The organism is Stenotrophomonas sp. SMYL86, assembly GCF_036320025.1.
Lineage (GTDB): Bacteria > Pseudomonadota > Gammaproteobacteria > Xanthomonadales > Xanthomonadaceae > Stenotrophomonas > Stenotrophomonas maltophilia_A.
On the sequence record NZ_JAWIRU010000024.1, the window covers coordinates 12,670 to 32,290 of the forward strand.

A 19,621-nucleotide genomic window follows, 5' to 3' on the forward strand; every position below is an offset into this window, starting at 1 on the left:
TGAGCTGCCCCCGTGCTGGGCCCCCCCCCGCCCCCCCCCCCGGCCCCCCCCCCCCCCCACCCCCCCCCCCCCCCCCTCGACTCTACAATTCGCATGCCCTGCGGGCGGTATAATCTCCCCTCATCCCTCCCAGAGGCTCGCGACCAATGCGCCATTGATGCCGCCGTCTTCGCAACAGACGGCCTGACTCTTCCCGCCCCTGCGCGCAGGGGAGAACCCGGCATCCATGGAGGTCGCATGACCCCGTATCCCCTCACGCTCGATCGCGTGTCGTATCGATTGGCCGACGGCCGTGTGCTGTTTTCCGATCTGACGTTTTCCTTCGAACCGGTCGCCACCGGCCTGGTCGGTGCCAATGGCGCTGGTAAAAGCGTGCTCGCACGCCTGCTGGCCGGGCGTCTGTCGCCCGATAGTGGCCAGGTGCGTGGCAGTGGCCGCGTGTTCCTGTTGCCCACACCGGGCTATCCACCTACCGGTACCGTCGGTGAGTTGGCCGGTGTGGGTGAAGCCCTGTCCGCGCTCGCACGCATCGAAGCCGGCAGCGTCGATGAGGCCGACTTCACCTGCATAGGCGACCGCTGGGATCTGCGTGAACGCCTGCAGCAGCAGTGGCAGGCGCTGGGCTTGCCCGATGATCTCGATCACGCCCAGCCTGCTGCGCGCCTCAGCGGTGGCCAGGCGATGCAGGTGGCACTGTCCGGCGCGTGGGCCAGCGGTGCCGACTGGCTGATCCTGGACGAACCCAGCAACCACCTTGATGCGCGTCATCGCCAACAGCTGTACGAACAGTTGCAGCAGTGGCGCGGTGGCCTGCTGGTGATCAGTCATGATCGCGAGTTGCTGGGCCGAATGCAGCAGATTGTCGAACTCGATGGGCGTGGCCTGCATCGCTATGGCGGCGCATGGCAGCACTACGCCGACACACGCGCCGCCGAACGTGAAGCCGCCACCGCCCAGCTTGACCATGCACGTGCGCAGCATCGGCAACAGCAACGCAGCGCTCGCGAACAACACGAACGTCAGCAGCAACGCCAGGCACGCGGCAATCGCGATGCGAAGCAGGCCAACCAGGCACCGATCCTGCTTGGCCGGCAGAAGCAGCGCGCCGAAGCCAGTCATGGGCGCGCGCAGCAGGTGCAGTCCGAACGCCTGCAGGCCAGCGCAGAGCAACTGCGCGCAGCGGCCTCGGCGGTTCACACCGCGCCGGAACTGGCGCTGTTTGCCGGTGCGGGGGAACGTGGCAGCACGCGCCTGCTGCAGGCGCAGGATCTGGTCCTCCCACATGGCTGCAGCGCCCCGTTGCAGCTGGAGATCCGCCGCGGCCAGCGCATTGCCGTGGTCGGTGACAACGGCAGCGGCAAGTCGACACTGCTGCGGGTGCTGGCGGGTCAGCTGCCCGCGCGCGATGGGACCGTGCAACGTCACACACCGCTGGCGCTGCTCGATCAGCAGCTGCTGGGGCTGTCCGGCGAATGCAGCATCCTCGACAGCGTGCAGGCCGCCAACCCGAGTGCCGACCCCGGGGAGCTGCGCACGCGCCTGGCCCTGTTGAGTCTGGACGCACAGCGCATCCAGCGCGCCGCCAGCAGCCTCAGCGATGGCGAGCGGGTGAAGGGTGCGCTGGCCAGTGTGCTGTATGCCGATCCCGCGCCCCAACTGTTGCTGCTGGACGAGCCCGGCAATGCACTGGACCTCAGTGCATTACAGGCGCTGGAAGAACTGCTTGCGGCATGGCCGGGCGCACTGGTGATGGTCAGCCACGACCGGCACCTGCTGCAGGCGTTGCGGCCGACCCAGGTGCTGCAGGTCACCGGCGACGCCTGGCAATGGCGCGACGCCTTGTAGATCCACGCCATGCGTGGATTCGCTTCTGTAGAGTCGAGCCAAGCTCGACTCCACCATGTCGGCCATCCACGCATGGCGTATCGACCCGGGGTAGTGCCGGCCGCTGGCCGGCAGCCCAGGAAACCTCAATGCACCATCAGCGCTTCCACACCGGGAACGCCTGTGGCATCTGCTGCCACAGCAGTGGCCCCGCCCGCAGCTCCTGGTCATTGAGCAGGCACGCATCCAGCTCCGCGCGCACCGCACGCTCATCCATGTGCACACCAATCACCACCAGCTCCTGGCGGCGATCACCCCACAACGGGTGCCACAGCCGCTGCATCGCCGTGTGCGCGGCTGCATCCGGAAACTCTTCCAGCCCCGGCAACGGTGCGCTCCAGCAATCGGCCTGCTGCCGCGCCCAGCCGAGGTCGCTGTAAGGCAGCGGTGTCGGCGGCAACAACGGCGCAGTGTCTTCCAGACCGGCACGCACGCGGTCGCGCGCGGCATACCAGAAGCCCGCCGCCTGCGTCCGCGTCGCCGCGCCCACGGTGTTCAACTCGCCTACCCAATCCATGCGGTTGGCCAGCCAGAACCAGCCCTTGCTGCGGATCACGCCGGGCATGCCGGACTGCAGCGCGCGGGCGAATCGCGCGGGGTGGAACGGACGCCGCGAACGGTAGACGAAGCTGCCGATGCCGTACTCTTCGGTTTCCGGTGTGTGCTCGCCACGCAGCTCCTTCACCCAACCCGGCGCGCGTTGCGCACGCTCCATGTCGAAGCGACCGGTATCCAGCAGCTCGGCCAACGGCACATCACCGAAGCTGGACAGCAGCAGCTTCGCATCCCGGTTCAAGCCACGCAGTACCGCCAGCGTGTCCTGCAGCACCTCGTCGTCCACCTGGTCGACCTTGCTGACCACGATCACGTCGGCGAACTCCACCTGCTCGCACAGCAGATCGACCACACCTCGATCGTCCTCCGGCCCGGCCTGCTGGCCGCGTTCAGCCAGGCGCAGGGTCGAGCCGAAGTCGGCAAGGAACGCGCTGCCGTCGACCACCGTCACCATCGTGTCCAGCCGCGCGATGTCACTCAGGCTGAAGCCGTGCTCGTCGCGCACCGCGAACGTGGCCGCCACCGGCATCGGTTCACCGATGCCCGTCGATTCGATCAGCAGGTAGTCGTAGCGACCCGCATCAGCCAGGCGCCGCACTTCCTGCAGCAGGTCATCGCGCAGCGTGCAGCAGATGCAGCCGTTGCTGAACTCCACCAGCGTCTCTTCGGTGCGGCGCAGCTCGGCACCACCTTCGCGCACCAGCTGCGCATCGATGTTGACCTCACTCATGTCGTTGACGATGACTGCCACGCGCAGGCCCTCGCGGTTGCGCAGGATCTGGTTGAGCAGGGTGGTCTTGCCGGCCCCAAGGAAGCCGGACAGCACGGTGACCGGAAGGCGACGGTCGGCGCGGGAAACAGTGTTCATGTCGGAGCGGGTTGGCTGCGGAACGGAAATGTTACTGTATAACAATTGCCGCGCAAGGAACCTCCCCCGATGAAGTCGCCTTCTGCCGCCCTGCTCGATGCCGGCGCGGTCGCCTTGTCCAGCCTGTGCCTGCTGCACTGCCTGGCGCTGCCCCTGCTGGCCGCCGCGCTGCCGCTGTTCGGCGCGTGGGCCGAAGCGGAATGGGTGCATCTGCTGTTCGTGGCCATTGCCCTGCCACTGACCGGCTATGCGCTGTGGCGGGCCGAGCGCCGCCACCCACTGCCCGTGCTGGCCTGGGCCACCGCCGGCACCGGGCTCGGCCTGCTGCTGGCCGGCGCGCTGGCGCTGCCCTCGCACGACTGGGAGACACCGATGACGGTCACCGGCAGCCTGCTGCTGGCCGCCACGCACATCTGGAACGCGCGGCACCGGCACGGGTAGTGCCGGCCGCCGGCCGGCAACCGCATGAGCTTCGGACGCCACGGGTAGTGCCGGCCGCTGGCCGGCAACCGCATGAACTTCGGACGCCACGGGTAGTGCCGGCCGCTGGCCGGAAACCGCATGAGCTTCGGACGCCACGGGTAGTGCCGGCCGCTGGCCGGCAACCTCATGAGCTTCGGACGCAACCTGCAGTTGCCGGCCAACGGCCGGCACTACCCCTGCTATTTGCCGTAGCGGCGCAGCAGCTCCACCAGCACCGCAGCCTCGTCCGCCCGCTGCTGCGGGTCATCGGCACCCACCACATGTTCCTGCAGGTGCTCGTGCAGCAGCTCCATCAGCAGGCTGTGGGCGGCACCGCGCACCGCGGCGACCTGCACCAGCACGCCCGCGCAGTCCCCCGCTTCCCCCTCGGGCTTGTCCAGCGCCTGCTCCAACGCCGCCACCTGACCCGCGATACGGCGTACCCGGGTCAGCAGCTGCTTTCGATTCTTGTGTACATGGGCCATGGCGGGATCATATACCCTATGGGGGTATCCACTCCAGCTCCCGCCGCCATGCACTTGGACGCCCTCGCCGCCGCCCGTCGCCACGAACACCGCTTCGACGACGGCAATCCGCTGGCCGAACGCAATACCCGCCGCGCCCTGTGGCTCACCGTCGGCATGATGCTGGTGGAGATCATCGGCGGCTGGTGGTTCAACTCCATGGCCGTGCTCGCCGACGGCTGGCACATGAGTTCGCACGCGCTGGCGCTGGGCCTCTCGGTGTTTGCCTACCGCTGCGCGCGCCGCTACGCGCACGATCCGCGCTTCGCCTTCGGCACCTGGAAGATCGAGATCCTGGCCGGCTATACCAGCGCCATCGCCCTGCTCTGCGTCGCCGCGCTGATGGCCGTGCAATCGCTGGAACGGCTGTGGGTGCCGGCACCGATCCATTACGACGAAGCCATCGCCATTGCAGCGGTGGGCCTGGGCGTGAATCTGCTCTGCGCCTGGTGGCTGCACGACAGCCCGGGCCACGCGCATCACCATCATGGGCATGGGCATGGGCATGACCATCATCACGGGCACGACCACGATCACGGCCATGCGCACGGTCACGACCTCAACCTGCGCTCGGCCTACGTGCACGTGCTGGCCGACGCCGCCACCTCGGTGCTGGCCATCGTCGCCCTGCTTGGCGGCAAGCTGCTGGGCCTGACCTGGCTGGACCCGGTGATGGGCCTGGTCGGCGCCGTGCTGGTGACGGTCTGGGCGATCGGCCTGCTGCGCGACAGTGGCCGAATCCTGCTCGACGCGCAGATGGATGCGCCGGTGGTGGCCGAAGTACGCGAGGTAATCGAACACGGCCCGTGGCCGGCGCGCCTGGCCGACCTGCACGTCTGGCAGGTGGGTCGCGGCAAGTACGCGGTCAGCGCTAGTGTGGTCACCAGCGACGTCAGTCTGGATGCCGATACCGTGCGCAACGCGCTGGCGATTCATCAGGAGCTGGTGCACGTGACGGTGGAGATTCACCGCAGCGCCTGACCCGCATCCGGTAGTGCCGGCCGCTGGCCGGCATGGCATGCTCCGGCCGCCGCTGACCAGTAGAGCCAGGCCATGCCTGGCTGCGTTGCCCACAAGTCGAGCATGGCTCGACTCTACAACTACAGCTTCAACATCATCCGCAGCAGGTACATCAGCAGCGGCAGCGCGCTCAGCACTGCACCACCGATGCCGATCCACGGCCAGCGCTCGCCGCGCACGCGCGAGGCCACCGCCAGACCGCAGCCCACCAGCGCCGCGCCCAGCACCCCCACGCCCAATCCCGCAGCCATGCCATTGCCGCCTGCGGCCACCGCCGCCTGCGCAGCGAGGCTGCCCGCGCCCCAGCCCACCACGATCCCCAGCCAACTGGCCACGCCGCACCACGGTGCCTTGCCCTTCGCCATCCGAAAACCCCTGTGTCCTTGCCGAATTTCTGTACGGACCACGCCCGTGTGCTGCCTACACTAGCCGCACCTGCCCCGTCGGGACATCCCATGCGCACGCTCCGCCTGCTGCTGCCCGGTGCCCTCCTGCTGCTCACCGCCTGCAGTGGTGATGCCGGGCTTCCTTTCAGCGCCGACCCGTTGCAGGGCTGCTTCGCCACCGGCGCGCGCAAACCGGCCGATTTCCGCATCGACAAGGAAGGCGGCCAGTACTTCGTCTCCTTCAGCCGCGGTGACCAGTGGCAGCGCGAACCCAACGCCCTGCACAAAGCCACCCGCAGCGAGATCAGCCGCTACTTCCGCGATGACGCCGAGCAGATCGACAGCGCGTTGATCCGCATGGCCGGTGGCTTCGGCATCTTCCACTTCAACAAGGGCGCGACGCTGAAGGGCAAGGCCAGTGATAGTGACTACATGGCGCTGATGCTGATCGGGGCTGGGCCGGTGTATGCGGTCAAGTGCCCGTAAGACGCAATGATTCTGATGGCGGCTCAGGGCAATATGGGCACATCCTGTCTTCTTTGAGGAGCGATGCCAATGCTGCTGTTTCTGCTGCTTGCGGTAAGCGCGCCGAAGACCCAGGGTGCCTATGACGAAGTCCGGCAGCTGCCCGATGGCCAGACCCTGATCATGCGCACCCTGGACTGGGATCTCGGTGATGGTCGCCATGAGCGCGTTACCGTGCATTGGCTGATGCAGGAAGACGGCAGCCTGCGCTACGACTTTGATCGGCAGCCACCGGAAACCCAGGAGGTCCATCGTCGGTCGTGCGCGCGAGTAGGCATGCAGCCGTCGCGTGGCGTCGGCGTGATTTCAGGGGAAGGAACCACACACGGCTACAGCTGCACCAGCCAGCGGTAGCGCCGAGCCCACGCTCGGCTCCTCCCGTCTACATCCACGCATGGCGTGGATCTACTGCAGCAGCCACGCGTGGCCACGGCAACAGCTGCGGTACCATGCCCTCCCCCGAACCGCCCCGGTACCCGCCGTGCCCCATTACACCGGCCCCCTGCTGACCCGCGACAGCGCTGACACCCTGCGCCGTGCCCATGACAAGGGCGCTGCTGAATGGCAGGGCTCGCTCGACCTGGGCCGGAGCCAGGACAGCGTGGCCCTGAACGAAGACGGCTTCCACTTCCGTGGCCAGGCCTACCCGTGGCCGGGCAAGCTGAAGGACCGCACGCTGTACTACTGGGATGGCGAGGACTTCGCACCTATCTCGCGCTACAGCAGCTCGCTGATCAAGCTGGTGCCGACCGGATGGGGCGCACCGACCTTCGAGATCGACGGCATCAAGATGCTGCCGACCTCCAAGCTGTCACCGTTCGAGGATGCGCGCCGCAAGGTCGAGCTGGTCGCCCCGGCCGGCAAGGTCATCCTCGATACCTGCGGCGGCCTGGGCTACTTCGCCGCCTGCGCGCTGGAAGCCGGTGTCGGCCAGATCCGCTCGTTCGAGAAGAACGCCGATGTGATGTGGCTGCGCACGCTCAACCCGTGGTCGCCGGATCCGGACTCGGCCGCCGCCGGTGGCCGCCTGCAGTTCAGCCACGGTGACGTCTCACAGCAGATCGAACAGGTGGCCAGCAACAGTGTCGACGCGATCCTGCACGACCCGCCGCGCTTCGGCATCGCCGGCGAACTGTACTCGCAGGTGTTCTACGACCACCTCGCCCGCGTCATCCGCAAGGGCGGGCGCCTGTTCCACTACACCGGCGCGCCGAACAAGCTGACCAGCGGCCGCGACGTGCCGCGCGAAGTGGCCAAACGCCTGGAAAAAGCCGGTTTCAAGGCCGAGCTGGCGCTGGACGGCGTGCTGGCCGTCAAGCGCTGAGCTTCATTCCGAGTCAACCTTGGCCAGCTTCATCACCCACTTCGGGACTTCCGGTTCACCGGCGTAGAAGTCTTTCGGCTTCTTCTCGGCCATTGCCCAGCGGTGCAGCCAGCTCGGGCCATAGCGACCGCTGTAGCCCTCGGCGCCGCGCGCGTAAGCAGGATCGCGCATCGCCTCATCCAGTGAAATGAAGCGATAGCCGCGCCGCTTCGTCGCCGCCACCAGTTCGGCGAAGGTGGCTGCATTGAGTTCGTTGGCATGCATCAGCCAGACCTGCGGCAGCGCGTAGCCCAGCAGCGCCTGCGACTGCTTCTCGTAGTAGTCCAGCTTGTTCAGCATGTACGGCACATAGCCCTTGCGCAGCTGCGCCAGCGTCGCCTCGCGCGCCGGGGAATCGGGCTGCTCGTTCATCACGTTGGCATAGGCAAACGCCCATACCCACTCCCCGTTGTCGACCGTCACCGGTGCCACGCGGTAGCCGTGCTGCTTGAAGAACACGTCCATCTCCGCGCGTTCTTCCGGTGTGCGTCCGGCACGCAGATAGGGATGGCGCATCCACTGCGGTTTCAGTCCACGTTCGGCCAGCAACGGCCGCAGCACCGTTTCACCACGCAGGAAATCCTGCTGGAACGCAGGCACACCCCTGGCGTTCAGATCCATGTGCGAATACGTGTGGTTGCCCAGCACATAGCCGGCGTCCAGCCAGTCGCGCAGCATCTGCACCCGCGCGGGCTGCACGTGTCCGTTGATCTCAAGCTTGTTCTCGTTGACGAAGCCGACCACCGGCACACCCGCCTGGCGAAGCTGGGCCATCAGCGCTTCGTGCCGCGACTGCAGGTCCGGCGGAACGATCTCGTCCACCCGCGCCCACGGCAGGTCGTCGATGGTCATCGCGATCCGGCGATCCACCTCGGCGGCGTGTACCGCCAACGAACACAGCAGCAATGGCACCGCACGCAGCAACCAACGCATCAGCACATCCTTGCAGGGGCGAAGTGCTGACTCTAGCGCGATTGCGGGCGCGCGGCCGGCCCCACACCCGCTATGGGCCGGGCGACTGCACCTGACGTTCGCGCACGATCGCCCGCCACAACATGAATCCTGCAGCCATCGCCATCAGCATCAACGCGACCAGCACCAGGGCAAGATCATCGGGATTGCGCAGCAGCGGTGCATGCTCATGGGTGAGGATCTCGAACACCACCTGCTGTGCCTGTGCCAGCGGCAACCGGCCCTGCTCGCCCAGCTCCACCAGGCACGCCGCTGGGGACAACTTGGCCACGCCAGTCCATGCCAGGTCGTACAGGTGCAATGCCCTGAGGGCCAGCGCCAGGATCGCGGCGTGCAGCGCCATCAGCCCCCAGTTGGCACGTCGCAGGCGTTCCGACAGGCGGCCCAGCCGGTAGACGCTGATCGACATCGCGCCCAGCAGCGCCAGTACCACGCCCGCCATCGGAATCCACTGCAAGGGTTGCCACGGTGCAAGCGCAGTGGACCGCGCCAGCAGTTGTTCGGCCACCTGCATGCGCGCGACAGGGTCGGGCCCACCGCATGCATCATCCACCGGCTCCAGCAGCAGTCCCACACGGTAGTGGAAGAAGCCGACTGCAAGGGCTACCGCCAGCAGCGCCACCACCTGCAGTGCCAGCAGGATCGGGCCAGGACCACAGATACGACAGAAGCGGGTAGCAGCAGAGACCATCGGTTCATCCATGACAACAAAGGACCATCCTAACCAAGCGCCCTGTGCTTGTCGGCTGGCGGATACGACAACCGGCGCGCGGTCCCGGTAGGATGTGGATGAGCATGGATGGTCGTATGTAGAGGTGTTGTGGATGGTCACGCTGTATCTGTGGGTGCGAACGCTGCTTCCGCTGCTGGCGTTCGTGATCGCCTGGATGCTGCTGTCGCGCCTGATCAAGGCCCGCGTGGCGCGCCTTCCACGGGTTCCCTTGAACCTGCCCGAGCACAGCAGCAGCCCGCGCAGGAAGGACCGGCGCATCTACGCGCGCAAGCTGCGGCGAAAGCCAGGTCTGCGTACCGCAACTCGCCCGGCCTCCGCGCCGCGCAGCTGGAACCTCGCAGCGGTGTTCGTTTCGCTCTTCACGTTGATCGCCACCGTGCTGGTCGTGCCGGATGGCGCGCGCTTCCAGGTCATGGTCGAGAGCATCACCGGCTACCCGGCTACGATTGCTGAAGTACATGTTCCCGCTGCCGGGCAGCCCCTCGTACTACAGGCGTGGCAGCCAGCACTGGCGCAGCTGTCGCGGCCGGTAACGATGCGCTACCCGATCGGTCGCACCGGCGGCGAGCATGAAGCGCACGCCACGCTACCGGTGCAGGTGAGGCATCAGGGGGATCGGCTGCAGGTGGCTACGGCAGTGCCGGTGGACCCCGAACGGTTGCGTGCGGAGCTTGCGCGCCTGGCTGGGGTGCCGACGGAGTCAATCACCGTCCGCCAGCGCGAGATCTCACCCTGGCTGGAACCCGGCTGGAAGCCGCTGGTCGACCTGTAGAGTCGAGCCCATGCTCGGCTGCTGTTGCAGTAGATCCACGCCATGCATGGATGGATGCAGAGCGGAGTCGAGCATGGCTCGATTCTACAGATCACGATCCGCGCGGCAGCTTCGCGGCCCACATGTTGTCCACCAGATTGGGATAACGCCGCCCGTTCTCTTCCGCACGCTGCCGGGCTGCCTCCTTCTGCGCAGGCGACAACGGCTGCGACGTCTGGCCCTTGGGATTGGGCTTCTTCCACGGGGGCGTCTTCGGTTCACGCATGGCCGCAGCTTACCGCTTCAGGAAGTTCAGCAGCGCCAGATTGAAGTGGTCCGCATGGCTTGTATTGCACCCATGTGGTGCGCCTTCCAGGATCACCACTTCGCTGCCCGGAATGGCCCGGTGCGTGCGCTGGCCCGAACCTTCAAACGGCACGATGGCATCGCTGTCACCGTGCAGGACCAGGGTTGGCACCGTGATCTTCTTCAGGTCTTCGCGGAAGTCGGTGGTAGCAAACGCCTTCATGCACCCCAGCGCTGCGTTCTGGTCGGATTGATGGCACAACGCGATCGCCGCCTGACGCGTCTCTTCGGTCACCATCAACTGGCCATGGGCGCTGAAGAAATCGCGGGTGAAGCCATCGAAGAACGCCTCACGATCCTTCTCCAGACCGCTGCGCATTTCATCGGCCTTTTCCTGGGTGAGCGGGCCTTCCGGGTTGTCATCACTGCGCAGCAGGAACGGCGGCACCGCCGCTGCAAACACCACGCTGTGCAGACGGTCCTGCCCATGATTGCTCACATAGCGCGCCACCTCACCGCCGCCCATCGAGAAGCCGACCAGGCTGACGTCGTGCAGGTCACGCTCCTCGATCACCCCGGCCAGGTCCGCTGCTAGCGTGTCGTAGTCATAGCCCTCGGCCGGCTTGTCGGAACGGCCGAAGCCGCGCCGGTCGTAACTGATCACCCGATGCTGCGCATCGCGCAGGATCGACACCTGTTGTTTCCAGGCATCGGCAGACAGCGGCCAGCCGTGGATCAGAATGACCGGGCGGCCGTCACCACCGGTGTCTTCAACGTGCAGGCGGATGCGGGAAGCAGGCATGGGAGCTCCTGTGGAAGGGGAGGCTTTCAGGCTATTGGCCGGCCCCTATCGCGACCGTGACGGAATCGCCGATCGCCATGACATCGCCTGCACAGGCGACGCCGCCGGAGCCGGGCCGCCAATGCGGGCATTCACTCCATGGAACGGCCGTTTCGTCAGACGCCGGCTGCAGCGCACCAAACGCCATGCGAGCCTGCGTGAACCCTCCCCGGGAGTTTCGCCATGCTGCTGCTCACCCTGCCCCTGCTCGCCGCCGGTCTCGCTGCCGCACCGCCGCCCGCAGATGACCTGCGCCAACAGATCCGCCAGGCCGACACCCAGCTCTTTGCTGTGGCCTTCGAGGCCTGCGATGCCGACAGGGCCGCCGCGATGGCCACCGAAGACATGGAGTTCTTCCATGACAAGGATGGCAAGTCAGCCAGCAACCGCGAGGACTTCCGCCGCAGCGTGGCCAACATGTGCAGCAATGCGCGCAAGGGCGGCTGGAGCCTGCGCCGTGAGCTGGTGGAACCTTCGCTGCAGGTGTTCCCCTTGCGCGACGAGCGGGCGCTGGAGATCGGCGACCACCGCTTCCATGAACGCGGCAAGGACGGCGTGGAGCGCTGGGTGGGCCGGGCCCGCTTCATCCAGATCTGGCACCGCGTGGACGGGCGCTGGTTGGCCGAGCGGGTGATCAGCTACGACCATCGGCCGGCGGACTGACCCATCGGGCGTGCTTCACGGGCCGGATCTATACTGACCGGGCCCACCACGACCCACCGCTACCGTTCGATCGCCATGGCAGAGATCACCCCCAACCACCCGGACTACGGCCTCAACCAGCAGATCCGTCAGGGCGTGGCCGCGCTGGACGCGCAGCATGGCCGTCCGTTCGACCAGACCAGCGAGCGCCTCACCGCCAGCCTGACCGTGTTAGCCCGCGAGCAAGGGCTGCAACAGGTCGACCATGTGCTGGTCAGCAATGCGACGGCCCAGCATCCGGCCGGGCACAACATCTTCGTGGTGCAGGGCGACCCGACCAATCCTGCGCATCTGCGGGCAATGATGCCGACCGCTGTGGCGGCGCAGACGCCGGTGGAGCAGTCGATGCAGGCGTTGGGGTTGGCGGCGCAACAGCAGGTCGAGCCGCAAGCGCAGGAAATGCAGAATCCCACTCCGCGGATGGGGTGAGCGTCAGCTCATCCGCATCATGCTCTGCTCCTGCACGGCCAGTTGAGGCTCCTGACCTACCGCAAGCGCCTGCGCCTTCTGGTCCTGCTCCAGCTGCTCCACCTTGGTGAACGATTGCTCCACGGGTGCTTGCGCGGCCGTTGCGGTCTCCATGGATGCCCGCGTATGCGCCGGGTTCGCTGGATCGCCCTCGATAAGGAAGATCCGCTGGCCTGCCCCTGCATCTGCAGTGGCCTGGCTCAGCGCCACGTAATCCACCCGCTCGATACCCTTTTCCTTCGCCAACGCGAGCAGACTCGCAGAGATACGCTCGCTTGCATCGTCGTAGGCTCGGCCATGCTGCTGGTCCACCTCCGCCACCTTGCTGCGAATGGACTCCAGCAGCTCCCTGTCTTTCTGCGGAAGATGCTGCTCGCTGATCAGGCGCTGCATAAGCGTGCGCTCCGGCATCGGGTTGCGCACTTCCCTGTTCAGCTCGCTGTCCGGAAATGGCGCGCGGATGCTACGGATCGCATCCACGTTGTCCAGCGGCTTGAGGTTGCCCTCGAAGCCCTTCCGCTCCATGCCCAAGATGTCATGACGATGCAGGCCCGCGTGATTCAACGCGCCCCAGGTGAAGTCGATGCAGCTGTTGCTGGCGCCGTTGTAGTTCATCTCAAAGCCATGCTTCGCAGGGGCGTTTCCAAACGCCAGCAGCTTGTCGTACTGCTCCTTGGAGATCTCCATATCACGTCGGTAGATCGGCTTCTGATACTGATCTGCATCATTGGTGTACACCTTGCCCGGGCCACTTCGGGCGCCATGCTCTTCCGGCGCGAATCCCAGGCTGTGGCTCGTCTTTCCATCGGAGACCGTGTAGTACACATGCCCGGCCATGGACGTTCCACCGGCCCGCAACGGTGTTCCGGGTGCGGCAACGTAGATGGAAACAATATAGCGATCATCCATGACGTACTCCTACTTGGCGCGGTGTGTGTAAGCCAACTGCAGTTCAGACGGAACAGCCCCCAGCCCCGCGGCCGGTGACAGCAGGCGAAGGCGCAGGCGGTAGTGACCGGGTTTCACCTGCTCGGCCCAGGCAAAGGTCACGGTGCGATAGTGCCCGTCCGGCCCAATCAGACCGGCAGCCACCAGGGACGCGTCGTCAGCACTGTCGGGTACTACGCCGGGCACATGCCCATCCGAGCCGACAGCCACCATTTCAGAAGGTTCAAAACCATTGAACTGGCGACGGGTCAGCGGCACCGGCTCAGTACCAACCTGCTCGACACGTTCAAGCAGCACTTCAGCCGGCAGTCCCTCGCGCACGAGGCGTTCGGCAGCCTGCGCTGCCTGTGCGTCATCCTCGCCTTTCACGCGAAGGCCGATCAGCAACGTGGGGGCAGCGTTCGGGCCGGGCGGTGTCAGTTCAAAATCGACCACCATCGGTTCATGCATGGCGGTGACCGGGAACGGTCGGATGATCGGCACGACGTTCTCCTGAGCTGTGGCCGCGCGGGTTTGGGGTGCGGGGGCCGCGGCGGGTTGGCAGGCCGCCAGCAGAACCAAGCATGCAGCGCTGGCCGTCCTCAACAGGTAATTCCGAAGTGTCATCCATGGACCTCGTCTGTAGCGTCTTCTGAAAATCTACACCAGGTACGTAAGCCACAACGTGATGCCAGCTGGATTCCAGGGCATCGGACTGCGCCGTTCAGGTGAAAATGAAGAAGGGCAGGACGCATCGCCCTGCCCTTCCCTCTCACGCTGCCGAACAGCCTTACAGCTGAATCCGCGCCACGCTCTCGTCGGCGCCCTTGTCATCCTTCTCGCCGTTCTTGATGCTCACGTACAGCACGTTGTTCTTCGCATCCAGCGCCAGACTGTTCGGGTGGGTCGGCACCGTGTAGGTGGCCACCTTCTGGTAGCTGTCACTGTTGTAGGCCGTCACCGTACCGGCTTCGCGGTTGGTCACGTACAGGCGCTTGCGCGGTGCATCCAGCAGGATGCCCAGCGGGCCGGCATCGGTCGGGATGCTGGCCAGTTCCTTGCCGGTGCTGCGGTCGAGCACCAGCACGCGCTGGCCCGGATGCTTGCTGACCAGGCCACTGCTCTTGGCCTGGTAGCCACGCAGGAATTCCGAGCCCTGGTCGGTCACGAACAGGCGCTTGCCGGCCGGGTCCAGCGCGATGTTCATCGGCTGCTCGGCGGCGATCTTGTGCTGTGCCACCACCTTGTTCGAATCGGTGCCCACCACCACCAGATCGGCCAGCAGGTTGCTGGTGTAGACGCGCTTGTTGGCCGCATCCAGCGCCAGGCCCGGTGCCTTGGCATTGCCCAGGCCGTCGATGGTGTTGATCACCTTCAGCGTGGTGGTATCGATCACGAACAGCACGCTGCTCACGTCCGGCTGGCTGCTGTGGCCGGTCACGTACAGGCGGTTGGGCGCGCTGTCGACCACCAGTTCGCGCAGGTCGTGGGTGTAAGCAGCCTTGCCGTCCTTGCCGGTCTTCTTCTCCATCAGCTGGATGGTGCCGACGGCCTTGTTCTGCGCGGTGTCGACCACGGTCACCGACAGGTCCACGGTGTTGCCCACGTACAGGCGGTTGTGGGCGTCATCCAGCACCACGCCGAACGCTTTGCGCTCCAGCGGGATGCGGGTTTCCACGGCCAGCGTGGTCGGGTTCAGGCGCAGCACCTGGGCCGGGCCGGCGTCATCGCCGAAACCGCCGGACGAGGCCACGAACACGGCATTCTGCTTCGGGCTGTAGGCCAGCTCGTACAGGCCCTTTGCCACAGCCTGGCGCTGCACGGCGGCGGTGGCACTGGCGGCGGGTGCGTTGTCGGCGAACGCGGAGGGCACGCCGAGGCTGAGCGAAACGGCAACGGCCAGAGCGGCCGAGCGGAAGAGAGGATTACGGAACATGCGAGCGTCCTTGAATGGGCACGGGAGGGTGTCCTGGCTCGCTGGGCCGTTCTACGACGGCCCGACCTGCATCTGTCTGCGCGGGGTAGGCTGGCTGGGTAGCGGGGGAATGGTAGCAGTTCTCAATTGGCGATGCGCCAATCGGTCTCGGCCACAGTGTGAGGACGAGAAACCGCTCGTTGGCATCTCCGCTCCCCGAAGATGTACGGCCTAAAGAACTTGGCCAACTCGCCGATTGCCACAGTGGGCAATCCACGTTTCGGAGCAAAATTGGAAATCAGGACACGCGCAAAAATCTACGCTTGGCTATTGCTGGCTGCTGCAATCAGCTACGTGGCGTGGTCATCATTGACGATATATACGCCCTTGGTCTCTAGTGAAACGGGTCAGACATCGCTGAAGGAAATACGCGACTACAGCAATGAACTGGCAGAACGAATGCAGAAGACACGCGCCGAGCACAACCTCCCCTTCATTGGCGAGCAGCAGCTTACGATTGATCACGTTACAGGCATCAATCATCTGGCGGCCGACGCAGCAAGAGCGAGGCAAAGATACTTCGACCCTGAGCACACTTACGTTTGGAAGGGCATACTCGACGACATCAGTAACTACGTCCAACATCTGGACGGATTTGGATCCTCAGACCCAAATGATTCCAAGATGCGCCTTCAGGAACTGAACTCAGCACTCCTGCAGGTCTTGACCAATCGCGACAGGGCTGTGAAGACGATGGAGGGAACCAAGCAAATCTTCAGCGTTCATATTGGCGAAGCCAAGGGCTCGCTGTATACGGACATCCTGATGACGAAGACTTTGCTGGATGCCGGCGTGAACGAACACCTTCTGCTGACGACACAATCAAGTGCACCGCCATTCGAGGATATCGTCCGCTTGCAGAATGCGGAGTGGGCAGTATTCGAGCTGCATCAACAGTTGGGCCGCGACTACGAGCAAGCCAATCGAATCCCAACTGCGATTCGCCTGCTAATCGGGCGTTGATGACACAGCTCGTACAGCCGAGCAAGCAACCGTTGGCGCGGACTATTGCTCCTTCAACCGCAGCGAATCGGCCACATCCGTCTTGGCCGCCACTTCAGTGGCGATGCTGGCGCGGCGGTGCCCGGGGTCGTTGCGGTCGCCCTGCACGATGAAGATGCTCTCTGCCGCATGGCTGCTCTTGGTCGGCTGGCTGAGCAGCACGTGGTCCACGCGCGAGAGATTGTTCTGCTTGGCCAGCACCAGCAGGCTGGCGCTGATGCGCTGGCTGGCCGCATCGAACGGGCGGCCATGCGCGGCATCCAGTTCGGCCACTTTCTGGATCAGCTGCGAGAACAGGCGATGGTCGGGATGAGAAGGGTCCAGCAGCGTGCCGGCCACTTCAATCGGCGTCGGCGGCGGCTCATCGCTGGCGCGGTCACCCTGGCGATGGTGCTCGGCCTCGCGCTCGGGCATCGCATGATGGGTTTCGGCATTCAGATCGCTGCCCGGGAACGGCGCGGCAATGCACTGGATTTCCGGCAGGTTGAACAACACCGCGAACTCGCCCAGGTTGCTGCCGCCATCCAGCGGCGCCGGCAGCGGATGCAGGCCGGCGTAGTGCAGCGCCGCCCAGACGAAATCGCTGCAGCGATTGATGGTGGCCGGGCGATCCACATCAAATTCGAACTCGGCCGGTTCCTCAGCGAAATCACGCAGGCAGCCGTAATGCTCCTCGGTGATTTCCAGGGTGCGGCTGTAGTACGGGTCCAGATGCTCATCGGCATCGTCGTGGCGCACCTGCGCGTACTGCGCACCCGTGGGGGCTTCACCCGGCGCCTGGCGCGGCGGTGCGAAGCCGTAGCTGTGGGCCACGTCGCCTGCCGCCACCTGCAGGTACATGTGGCCGCGCGGGGAGATGCCTCCACTCTTAAGCAGGGTGCCGGGGGCGGCCAGATAAAGCGTTGCCGTGTAGCGTGTTGCCTGCTCCATGCCTGTTCAGCCTTGATGGGTGCTGCGGTCCTGGCTGGATGATGGCATAGGTGGGATGGGAGGCAGGTGGAGGAGCCCGGGGCCCGTAGTGGAGGCATGCTGAATGTGTGAACCAGCGAACGCTGAGGCACCGGATGCAGATATGGAGCGTGACCGGCTCTGTGGAATACGCCGCAGAACCTGTCCTATAGTGCCTCGTACACCTCAAGGAACGGCCGCATGAACCTGCCACCGCCGGGCCGCTGGTTGGCCCTGGCCATCGCCTTGGCAAGCAGCACGGCCTGCAGCAAGGCCCCCTCCAAGGAACCGGAGCACCGGGAGACCCCCATGACCGACACCGCACAGTCCCACACCGTGGACGGCTACACCTATACCACCGCCCCCGTGGAAGCCACGCTGGGCCCACACCGCTACGCCTTCCCCGCCAACCTGTACGACGACCAGATGGGTCCGGCGGTGGGCGGCGGCATCGGCCTCACCCTCCTGTGGCCCGACCTGCAGGCGGCACCGCCGGGCACGCGCGCCTCGCGCAGCATGTCCGACCACCACCGCGCCATCAGCCTGTCGCTGGATTACATCGACGCCCTCCCCATCGCCGAGCTGCTGCCGCGCAAGACCAGCACCGAAGCGACCACCGAGGACGGCTCGATCAACCGTGACGACCCGCGCCGCCGGCTGGACCTGCGCAACGCCGGTACGCCGCACTTCGGGCTCACCCCGTACGTCATCGACGAAGCCCGCATGACGCGGTTTTCCGAGGCGTATGCCGCGCAGCGCGGCGCGCCGCCGGTGCGCACGCCCGAAACCGACCAGGAGTGGTACATCGCCCGCGACACACAGGGCGCGCTGGCCACCTTCATCACCTGCAATCCGCCGCAGGATGGGCGCGAGGGGCTGACCGTGCAGGGCACCACGCTGGTGGATGACCCCGATGTGCCGGTGGCCACCTGCACGCATACCTTCACCGACCCGCAGGATGGGCTATCGGTGCGCGCGATCTACCCGCGCGTGCTGCTCAAGGACTGGAAGGCCGTGGAGGACGCCACGCGCGTCCTGCTGGCCCGCTACAAGCTGCGGTAACCGACCAGGGTTCAGGAGGAACGACACATGGGTGAATTGACCCGCAAGGATCTGGAGATCCTCAGGGAATACGCAGACAGCGGAAACCGCGAGCGCTACTGGAGCTACCTGGCGCACAAGGAACATTCCGATGGCTACGGTCTGCTGGCCCTGGGCGTGGTGCGCAACGACAACCTGCCGGGCCAGGTCGCCAACGCCTACGCGCAGTCGCAGGCCCGTGACCAGCACGACCGCAACCCGGCCCTGCAGAACCGCAACCTGACCGAGCGCGAATGGGAGGCCTTCGGCCAGACCCTGCTGCACCGCGACCTGGAACGCCGCGAGCACTGGATGGAGGCCAAGCGCCCCGATCTGGCCCTGAATCTGCCCGGCCGCGATGTGCAGCAGGCGCACGATGAAGCCTTCAAGCGCCACCACCTCGACCCCAACTGCTGGACCCCGCGTGTGCTGCTGGAAGCCACCCGCAAGGAACGCGGAGAGGGCAAGGCCGAGGAAGTCTGGAAGGAGATGCTCAACAACGATGTCGGTGGTACCCAGCGCGCGGCCAACACGCTGGGCAGCGCGTACCTGGCCATGCCCTTCTGGAGCGCCACCGGCTATGTCGGCCGGCTGGGCCTGTACGAAGGCTCGCTCATGGCTGAGGCACTGCCCAGCAGCGATCCCAATGTCATCGGCTCGCGCAGTTCGTACCACATGTATTCGGAAAAGGAGCAGGCCTGGTACCTGCAGGTGCCAGGCAGCATCCCACTGCGTGAGCACAACCCGAGGATCATCGCCTCGCTGGACGACGCCCGTGCCGTGCGCCTGGAGCGCGCGGAGAAGGCCACGCACTTCCACCCCGAGGACAGTTACCGCACCCGCCTTGAAACGCCCAAGGTGGTGATGAACGAGCCGCTGGAGCGCGATGGCCGCGAAACGCAGCTGGCCGCCAACCGCCCCGACCACGCCAACGATCCGGTGTACCAGCAGATCCGCGGCCAGGTGGCCAGCCTGCAGGCCGAGCACGGCCTGGTACTGGGCAACAACCCTGATGGCGTGACCGCGCGCCTGGCGGTGCTGGCCAAAGAGAACAACCTCAGCCAGGTGGACCACGTGATGCTCGGCAAGGCCAACGGCCCTGGGGGTGCGGGGCAGAACCTGTTCCTGGTGCAGGGCGCGCTGGATGATCCGGCCCACCTGCGGGTGGCCATCTCCGCCGAACAGGCCGTGCAGGCGCCGGCCGAGCAGAGCTACCGGCAGCTGGACGCACTGGCGCAGCGTCAGACGCAGGATGTGGAAAGCGCGCAGCAGGTGCAGCGGGAGGGGATGCGGATGGCGTGAGCCTTCCGTGGGCCAGGCAGGGGGCAG

General features: G+C 65.9%; 23 protein-coding genes. 12 read left to right on the forward strand and 11 right to left on the reverse strand.

Translation table 11 applies throughout. The annotated features are described in order from the left end of the window. Positions 1-237: 237 nt before the first annotated feature. Positions 238-1,845, forward strand: coding sequence for an ATP-binding cassette domain-containing protein (locus tag V3B64_RS19520; RefSeq protein ID WP_329914745.1), 1,608 nt, complete (start codon positions 238-240; stop codon positions 1,843-1,845). Positions 1,846-1,981: 136 nt separating this feature from the next. On the opposite strand, the gene V3B64_RS19525 is transcribed toward V3B64_RS19520, so the two are convergent. Continuing rightward, positions 1,982-3,307 carry a GTP-binding protein gene (locus V3B64_RS19525; RefSeq protein WP_032130408.1) on the reverse strand — a complete coding sequence of 442 codons (1,326 nt, stop codon included), beginning with the start codon at positions 3,305-3,307 and terminating at the stop codon, positions 1,982-1,984. Positions 3,308-3,376: 69 nt separating this feature from the next. On the opposite strand from V3B64_RS19525, the gene V3B64_RS19530 reads away from it, so the two are divergent. Further along, entirely contained in the window at positions 3,377-3,748 is a 372-nt protein-coding gene (locus V3B64_RS19530) for a MerC domain-containing protein (protein WP_329914746.1), read from the forward strand. A gap of 221 nt (positions 3,749-3,969) precedes the next feature. Here V3B64_RS19530 and V3B64_RS19535 read toward each other — a convergent pair whose 3' ends face one another. Further along, positions 3,970-4,254: a metal-sensing transcriptional repressor gene (locus tag V3B64_RS19535; RefSeq protein ID WP_032130410.1), complete on the reverse strand. Its 285-nt coding sequence runs from the start codon at positions 4,252-4,254 to the stop codon at positions 3,970-3,972. A gap of 48 nt (positions 4,255-4,302) precedes the next feature. On the opposite strand from V3B64_RS19535, the gene dmeF reads away from it, so the two are divergent. Further along, a complete protein-coding gene (gene dmeF / locus V3B64_RS19540) occupies positions 4,303-5,274 on the forward strand; it encodes a CDF family Co(II)/Ni(II) efflux transporter DmeF (protein ID WP_329914747.1) in 972 nt (323 codons plus the stop codon). Between the two features lie 119 nt (positions 5,275-5,393). Here the strand turns inward: dmeF and V3B64_RS19545 are convergent, their stop codons facing one another. Beyond that, positions 5,394-5,678, reverse strand: a complete 285-nt coding sequence (locus tag V3B64_RS19545) for a hypothetical protein (RefSeq protein WP_004139696.1) — start codon at positions 5,676-5,678, stop codon at positions 5,394-5,396. A 90-nt stretch (positions 5,679-5,768) separates the two neighbouring features. Between V3B64_RS19545 and V3B64_RS19550 the strand changes: the two genes are divergently transcribed. The 3 genes from V3B64_RS19550 to V3B64_RS19560 all read left to right on the forward strand — a co-directional run bounded on the left by V3B64_RS19550 (position 5,769) and on the right by V3B64_RS19560 (position 7,548). Continuing rightward, positions 5,769-6,185, forward strand: coding sequence for a hypothetical protein (locus V3B64_RS19550; RefSeq protein WP_049399133.1), 417 nt, complete (start codon positions 5,769-5,771; stop codon positions 6,183-6,185). A gap of 69 nt (positions 6,186-6,254) precedes the next feature. Further along, on the forward strand, positions 6,255-6,578 hold the full coding sequence (locus tag V3B64_RS19555) for a hypothetical protein (protein ID WP_049399132.1): 324 nt from the start codon (positions 6,255-6,257) through the stop codon (positions 6,576-6,578). Between the two features lie 127 nt (positions 6,579-6,705). Beyond that, on the forward strand, positions 6,706-7,548 hold the full coding sequence (locus tag V3B64_RS19560) for an MnmC family methyltransferase (RefSeq protein ID WP_329914749.1): 843 nt from the start codon (positions 6,706-6,708) through the stop codon (positions 7,546-7,548). Between the two features lie 3 nt (positions 7,549-7,551). Here the strand turns inward: V3B64_RS19560 and V3B64_RS19565 are convergent, their stop codons facing one another. After that, complete coding sequence (locus tag V3B64_RS19565) at positions 7,552-8,520, reverse strand: polysaccharide deacetylase family protein (protein ID WP_132809012.1); 969 nt, start codon at positions 8,518-8,520, stop codon at positions 7,552-7,554. Between the two features lie 70 nt (positions 8,521-8,590). Continuing rightward, complete coding sequence (locus V3B64_RS19570; RefSeq protein WP_182267155.1) at positions 8,591-9,250, reverse strand: hypothetical protein; 660 nt, start codon at positions 9,248-9,250, stop codon at positions 8,591-8,593. A gap of 133 nt (positions 9,251-9,383) precedes the next feature. On the opposite strand from V3B64_RS19570, the gene V3B64_RS19575 reads away from it, so the two are divergent. Continuing rightward, positions 9,384-10,064, forward strand: a complete 681-nt coding sequence (locus V3B64_RS19575) for a hypothetical protein (protein WP_329914750.1) — start codon at positions 9,384-9,386, stop codon at positions 10,062-10,064. A gap of 91 nt (positions 10,065-10,155) precedes the next feature. Here V3B64_RS19575 and V3B64_RS19580 read toward each other — a convergent pair whose 3' ends face one another. Together V3B64_RS19580 and V3B64_RS19585 are read right to left on the reverse strand one after the other, a co-directional pair. After that, positions 10,156-10,329 (reverse strand): hypothetical protein, encoded by a 174-nt coding sequence (locus V3B64_RS19580; RefSeq protein WP_097048477.1) that lies wholly within the window; start codon positions 10,327-10,329, stop codon positions 10,156-10,158. A 9-nt stretch (positions 10,330-10,338) separates the two neighbouring features. Next, positions 10,339-11,151 (reverse strand): alpha/beta hydrolase, encoded by an 813-nt coding sequence (locus V3B64_RS19585; protein ID WP_329914751.1) that lies wholly within the window; start codon positions 11,149-11,151, stop codon positions 10,339-10,341. Positions 11,152-11,373: 222 nt separating this feature from the next. On the opposite strand from V3B64_RS19585, the gene V3B64_RS19590 reads away from it, so the two are divergent. Both V3B64_RS19590 and V3B64_RS19595 read left to right on the forward strand, forming a co-directional pair. Then, positions 11,374-11,853 carry a nuclear transport factor 2 family protein gene (locus V3B64_RS19590; RefSeq protein ID WP_329914752.1) on the forward strand — a complete coding sequence of 160 codons (480 nt, stop codon included), beginning with the start codon at positions 11,374-11,376 and terminating at the stop codon, positions 11,851-11,853. 75 nt (positions 11,854-11,928) lie between these two features. Continuing rightward, positions 11,929-12,321: an XVIPCD domain-containing protein gene (locus tag V3B64_RS19595; RefSeq protein ID WP_329914754.1), complete on the forward strand. Its 393-nt coding sequence runs from the start codon at positions 11,929-11,931 to the stop codon at positions 12,319-12,321. 3 nt (positions 12,322-12,324) lie between these two features. Here V3B64_RS19595 and V3B64_RS19600 read toward each other — a convergent pair whose 3' ends face one another. The 3 genes from V3B64_RS19600 to V3B64_RS19610 all read right to left on the reverse strand — a co-directional run bounded on the left by V3B64_RS19600 (position 12,325) and on the right by V3B64_RS19610 (position 15,223). After that, complete coding sequence (locus V3B64_RS19600) at positions 12,325-13,269, reverse strand: XVIPCD domain-containing protein (RefSeq protein WP_329914755.1); 945 nt, start codon at positions 13,267-13,269, stop codon at positions 12,325-12,327. Positions 13,270-13,278: 9 nt separating this feature from the next. Then, positions 13,279-13,791 (reverse strand): hypothetical protein, encoded by a 513-nt coding sequence (locus V3B64_RS19605; protein WP_329914756.1) that lies wholly within the window; start codon positions 13,789-13,791, stop codon positions 13,279-13,281. 286 nt (positions 13,792-14,077) lie between these two features. Beyond that, positions 14,078-15,223 carry a YncE family protein gene (locus tag V3B64_RS19610; RefSeq protein WP_329914757.1) on the reverse strand — a complete coding sequence of 382 codons (1,146 nt, stop codon included), beginning with the start codon at positions 15,221-15,223 and terminating at the stop codon, positions 14,078-14,080. A 219-nt stretch (positions 15,224-15,442) separates the two neighbouring features. Between V3B64_RS19610 and V3B64_RS19615 the strand changes: the two genes are divergently transcribed. Continuing rightward, positions 15,443-16,225 carry a hypothetical protein gene (locus V3B64_RS19615; protein WP_143048150.1) on the forward strand — a complete coding sequence of 261 codons (783 nt, stop codon included), beginning with the start codon at positions 15,443-15,445 and terminating at the stop codon, positions 16,223-16,225. Between the two features lie 42 nt (positions 16,226-16,267). Here the strand turns inward: V3B64_RS19615 and V3B64_RS19620 are convergent, their stop codons facing one another. Next, entirely contained in the window at positions 16,268-17,194 is a 927-nt protein-coding gene (locus tag V3B64_RS19620; protein ID WP_329914758.1) for an XVIPCD domain-containing protein, read from the reverse strand. Positions 17,195-17,413: 219 nt separating this feature from the next. Here V3B64_RS19620 and V3B64_RS19625 point away from each other — a divergent pair, with 219 nt between their 5' ends. Both V3B64_RS19625 and V3B64_RS19630 read left to right on the forward strand, forming a co-directional pair. Next, positions 17,414-18,274: a hypothetical protein gene (locus V3B64_RS19625; RefSeq protein ID WP_049462929.1), complete on the forward strand. Its 861-nt coding sequence runs from the start codon at positions 17,414-17,416 to the stop codon at positions 18,272-18,274. Positions 18,275-18,301: 27 nt separating this feature from the next. Continuing rightward, the gene (locus V3B64_RS19630) at positions 18,302-19,594 is read left to right on the forward strand and encodes an XVIPCD domain-containing protein (RefSeq protein ID WP_049462930.1); all 1,293 of its coding nucleotides are present in this window, start codon (positions 18,302-18,304) and stop codon (positions 19,592-19,594) included. Positions 19,595-19,621: the final 27 nt, after the last annotated feature.

Bases quoted from the DNA above. Each gene is read 5' to 3' on its own strand.
- V3B64_RS19580 (WP_097048477.1), bottom strand. From the start codon at position 10,329: ATGCGTGAACCGAAGACGCCCCCGTGGAAGAAGCCCAATCCCAAGGGC.
- V3B64_RS19620 (WP_329914758.1), bottom strand. From the start codon at position 17,194: ATGGAGCAGGCAACACGCTACACGGCAACGCTTTATCTGGCCGCCCCC.
- V3B64_RS19530 (WP_329914746.1), top strand. From the start codon at position 3,377: ATGAAGTCGCCTTCTGCCGCCCTGCTCGATGCCGGCGCGGTCGCCTTG.
- V3B64_RS19520 (WP_329914745.1), top strand. From the start codon at position 238: ATGACCCCGTATCCCCTCACGCTCGATCGCGTGTCGTATCGATTGGCC.
- V3B64_RS19585 (WP_329914751.1), bottom strand. From the start codon at position 11,151: ATGCCTGCTTCCCGCATCCGCCTGCACGTTGAAGACACCGGTGGTGAC.
- V3B64_RS19625 (WP_049462929.1), top strand. From the start codon at position 17,414: ATGAACCTGCCACCGCCGGGCCGCTGGTTGGCCCTGGCCATCGCCTTG.
- V3B64_RS19590 (WP_329914752.1), top strand. From the start codon at position 11,374: ATGCTGCTGCTCACCCTGCCCCTGCTCGCCGCCGGTCTCGCTGCCGCA.
- V3B64_RS19600 (WP_329914755.1), bottom strand. From the start codon at position 13,269: ATGGATGATCGCTATATTGTTTCCATCTACGTTGCCGCACCCGGAACA.
- V3B64_RS19535 (WP_032130410.1), bottom strand. From the start codon at position 4,254: ATGGCCCATGTACACAAGAATCGAAAGCAGCTGCTGACCCGGGTACGC.
- dmeF (WP_329914747.1), top strand. From the start codon at position 4,303: ATGCACTTGGACGCCCTCGCCGCCGCCCGTCGCCACGAACACCGCTTC.
- V3B64_RS19550 (WP_049399133.1), top strand. From the start codon at position 5,769: ATGCGCACGCTCCGCCTGCTGCTGCCCGGTGCCCTCCTGCTGCTCACC.
- V3B64_RS19565 (WP_132809012.1), bottom strand. From the start codon at position 8,520: ATGCGTTGGTTGCTGCGTGCGGTGCCATTGCTGCTGTGTTCGTTGGCG.
- V3B64_RS19545 (WP_004139696.1), bottom strand. From the start codon at position 5,678: ATGGCGAAGGGCAAGGCACCGTGGTGCGGCGTGGCCAGTTGGCTGGGG.
- V3B64_RS19595 (WP_329914754.1), top strand. From the start codon at position 11,929: ATGGCAGAGATCACCCCCAACCACCCGGACTACGGCCTCAACCAGCAG.
- V3B64_RS19555 (WP_049399132.1), top strand. From the start codon at position 6,255: ATGCTGCTGTTTCTGCTGCTTGCGGTAAGCGCGCCGAAGACCCAGGGT.
- V3B64_RS19525 (WP_032130408.1), bottom strand. From the start codon at position 3,307: ATGAACACTGTTTCCCGCGCCGACCGTCGCCTTCCGGTCACCGTGCTG.
- V3B64_RS19575 (WP_329914750.1), top strand. From the start codon at position 9,384: ATGGTCACGCTGTATCTGTGGGTGCGAACGCTGCTTCCGCTGCTGGCG.
- V3B64_RS19570 (WP_182267155.1), bottom strand. From the start codon at position 9,250: ATGGTCTCTGCTGCTACCCGCTTCTGTCGTATCTGTGGTCCTGGCCCG.
- V3B64_RS19630 (WP_049462930.1), top strand. From the start codon at position 18,302: ATGGGTGAATTGACCCGCAAGGATCTGGAGATCCTCAGGGAATACGCA.
- V3B64_RS19610 (WP_329914757.1), bottom strand. From the start codon at position 15,223: ATGTTCCGTAATCCTCTCTTCCGCTCGGCCGCTCTGGCCGTTGCCGTT.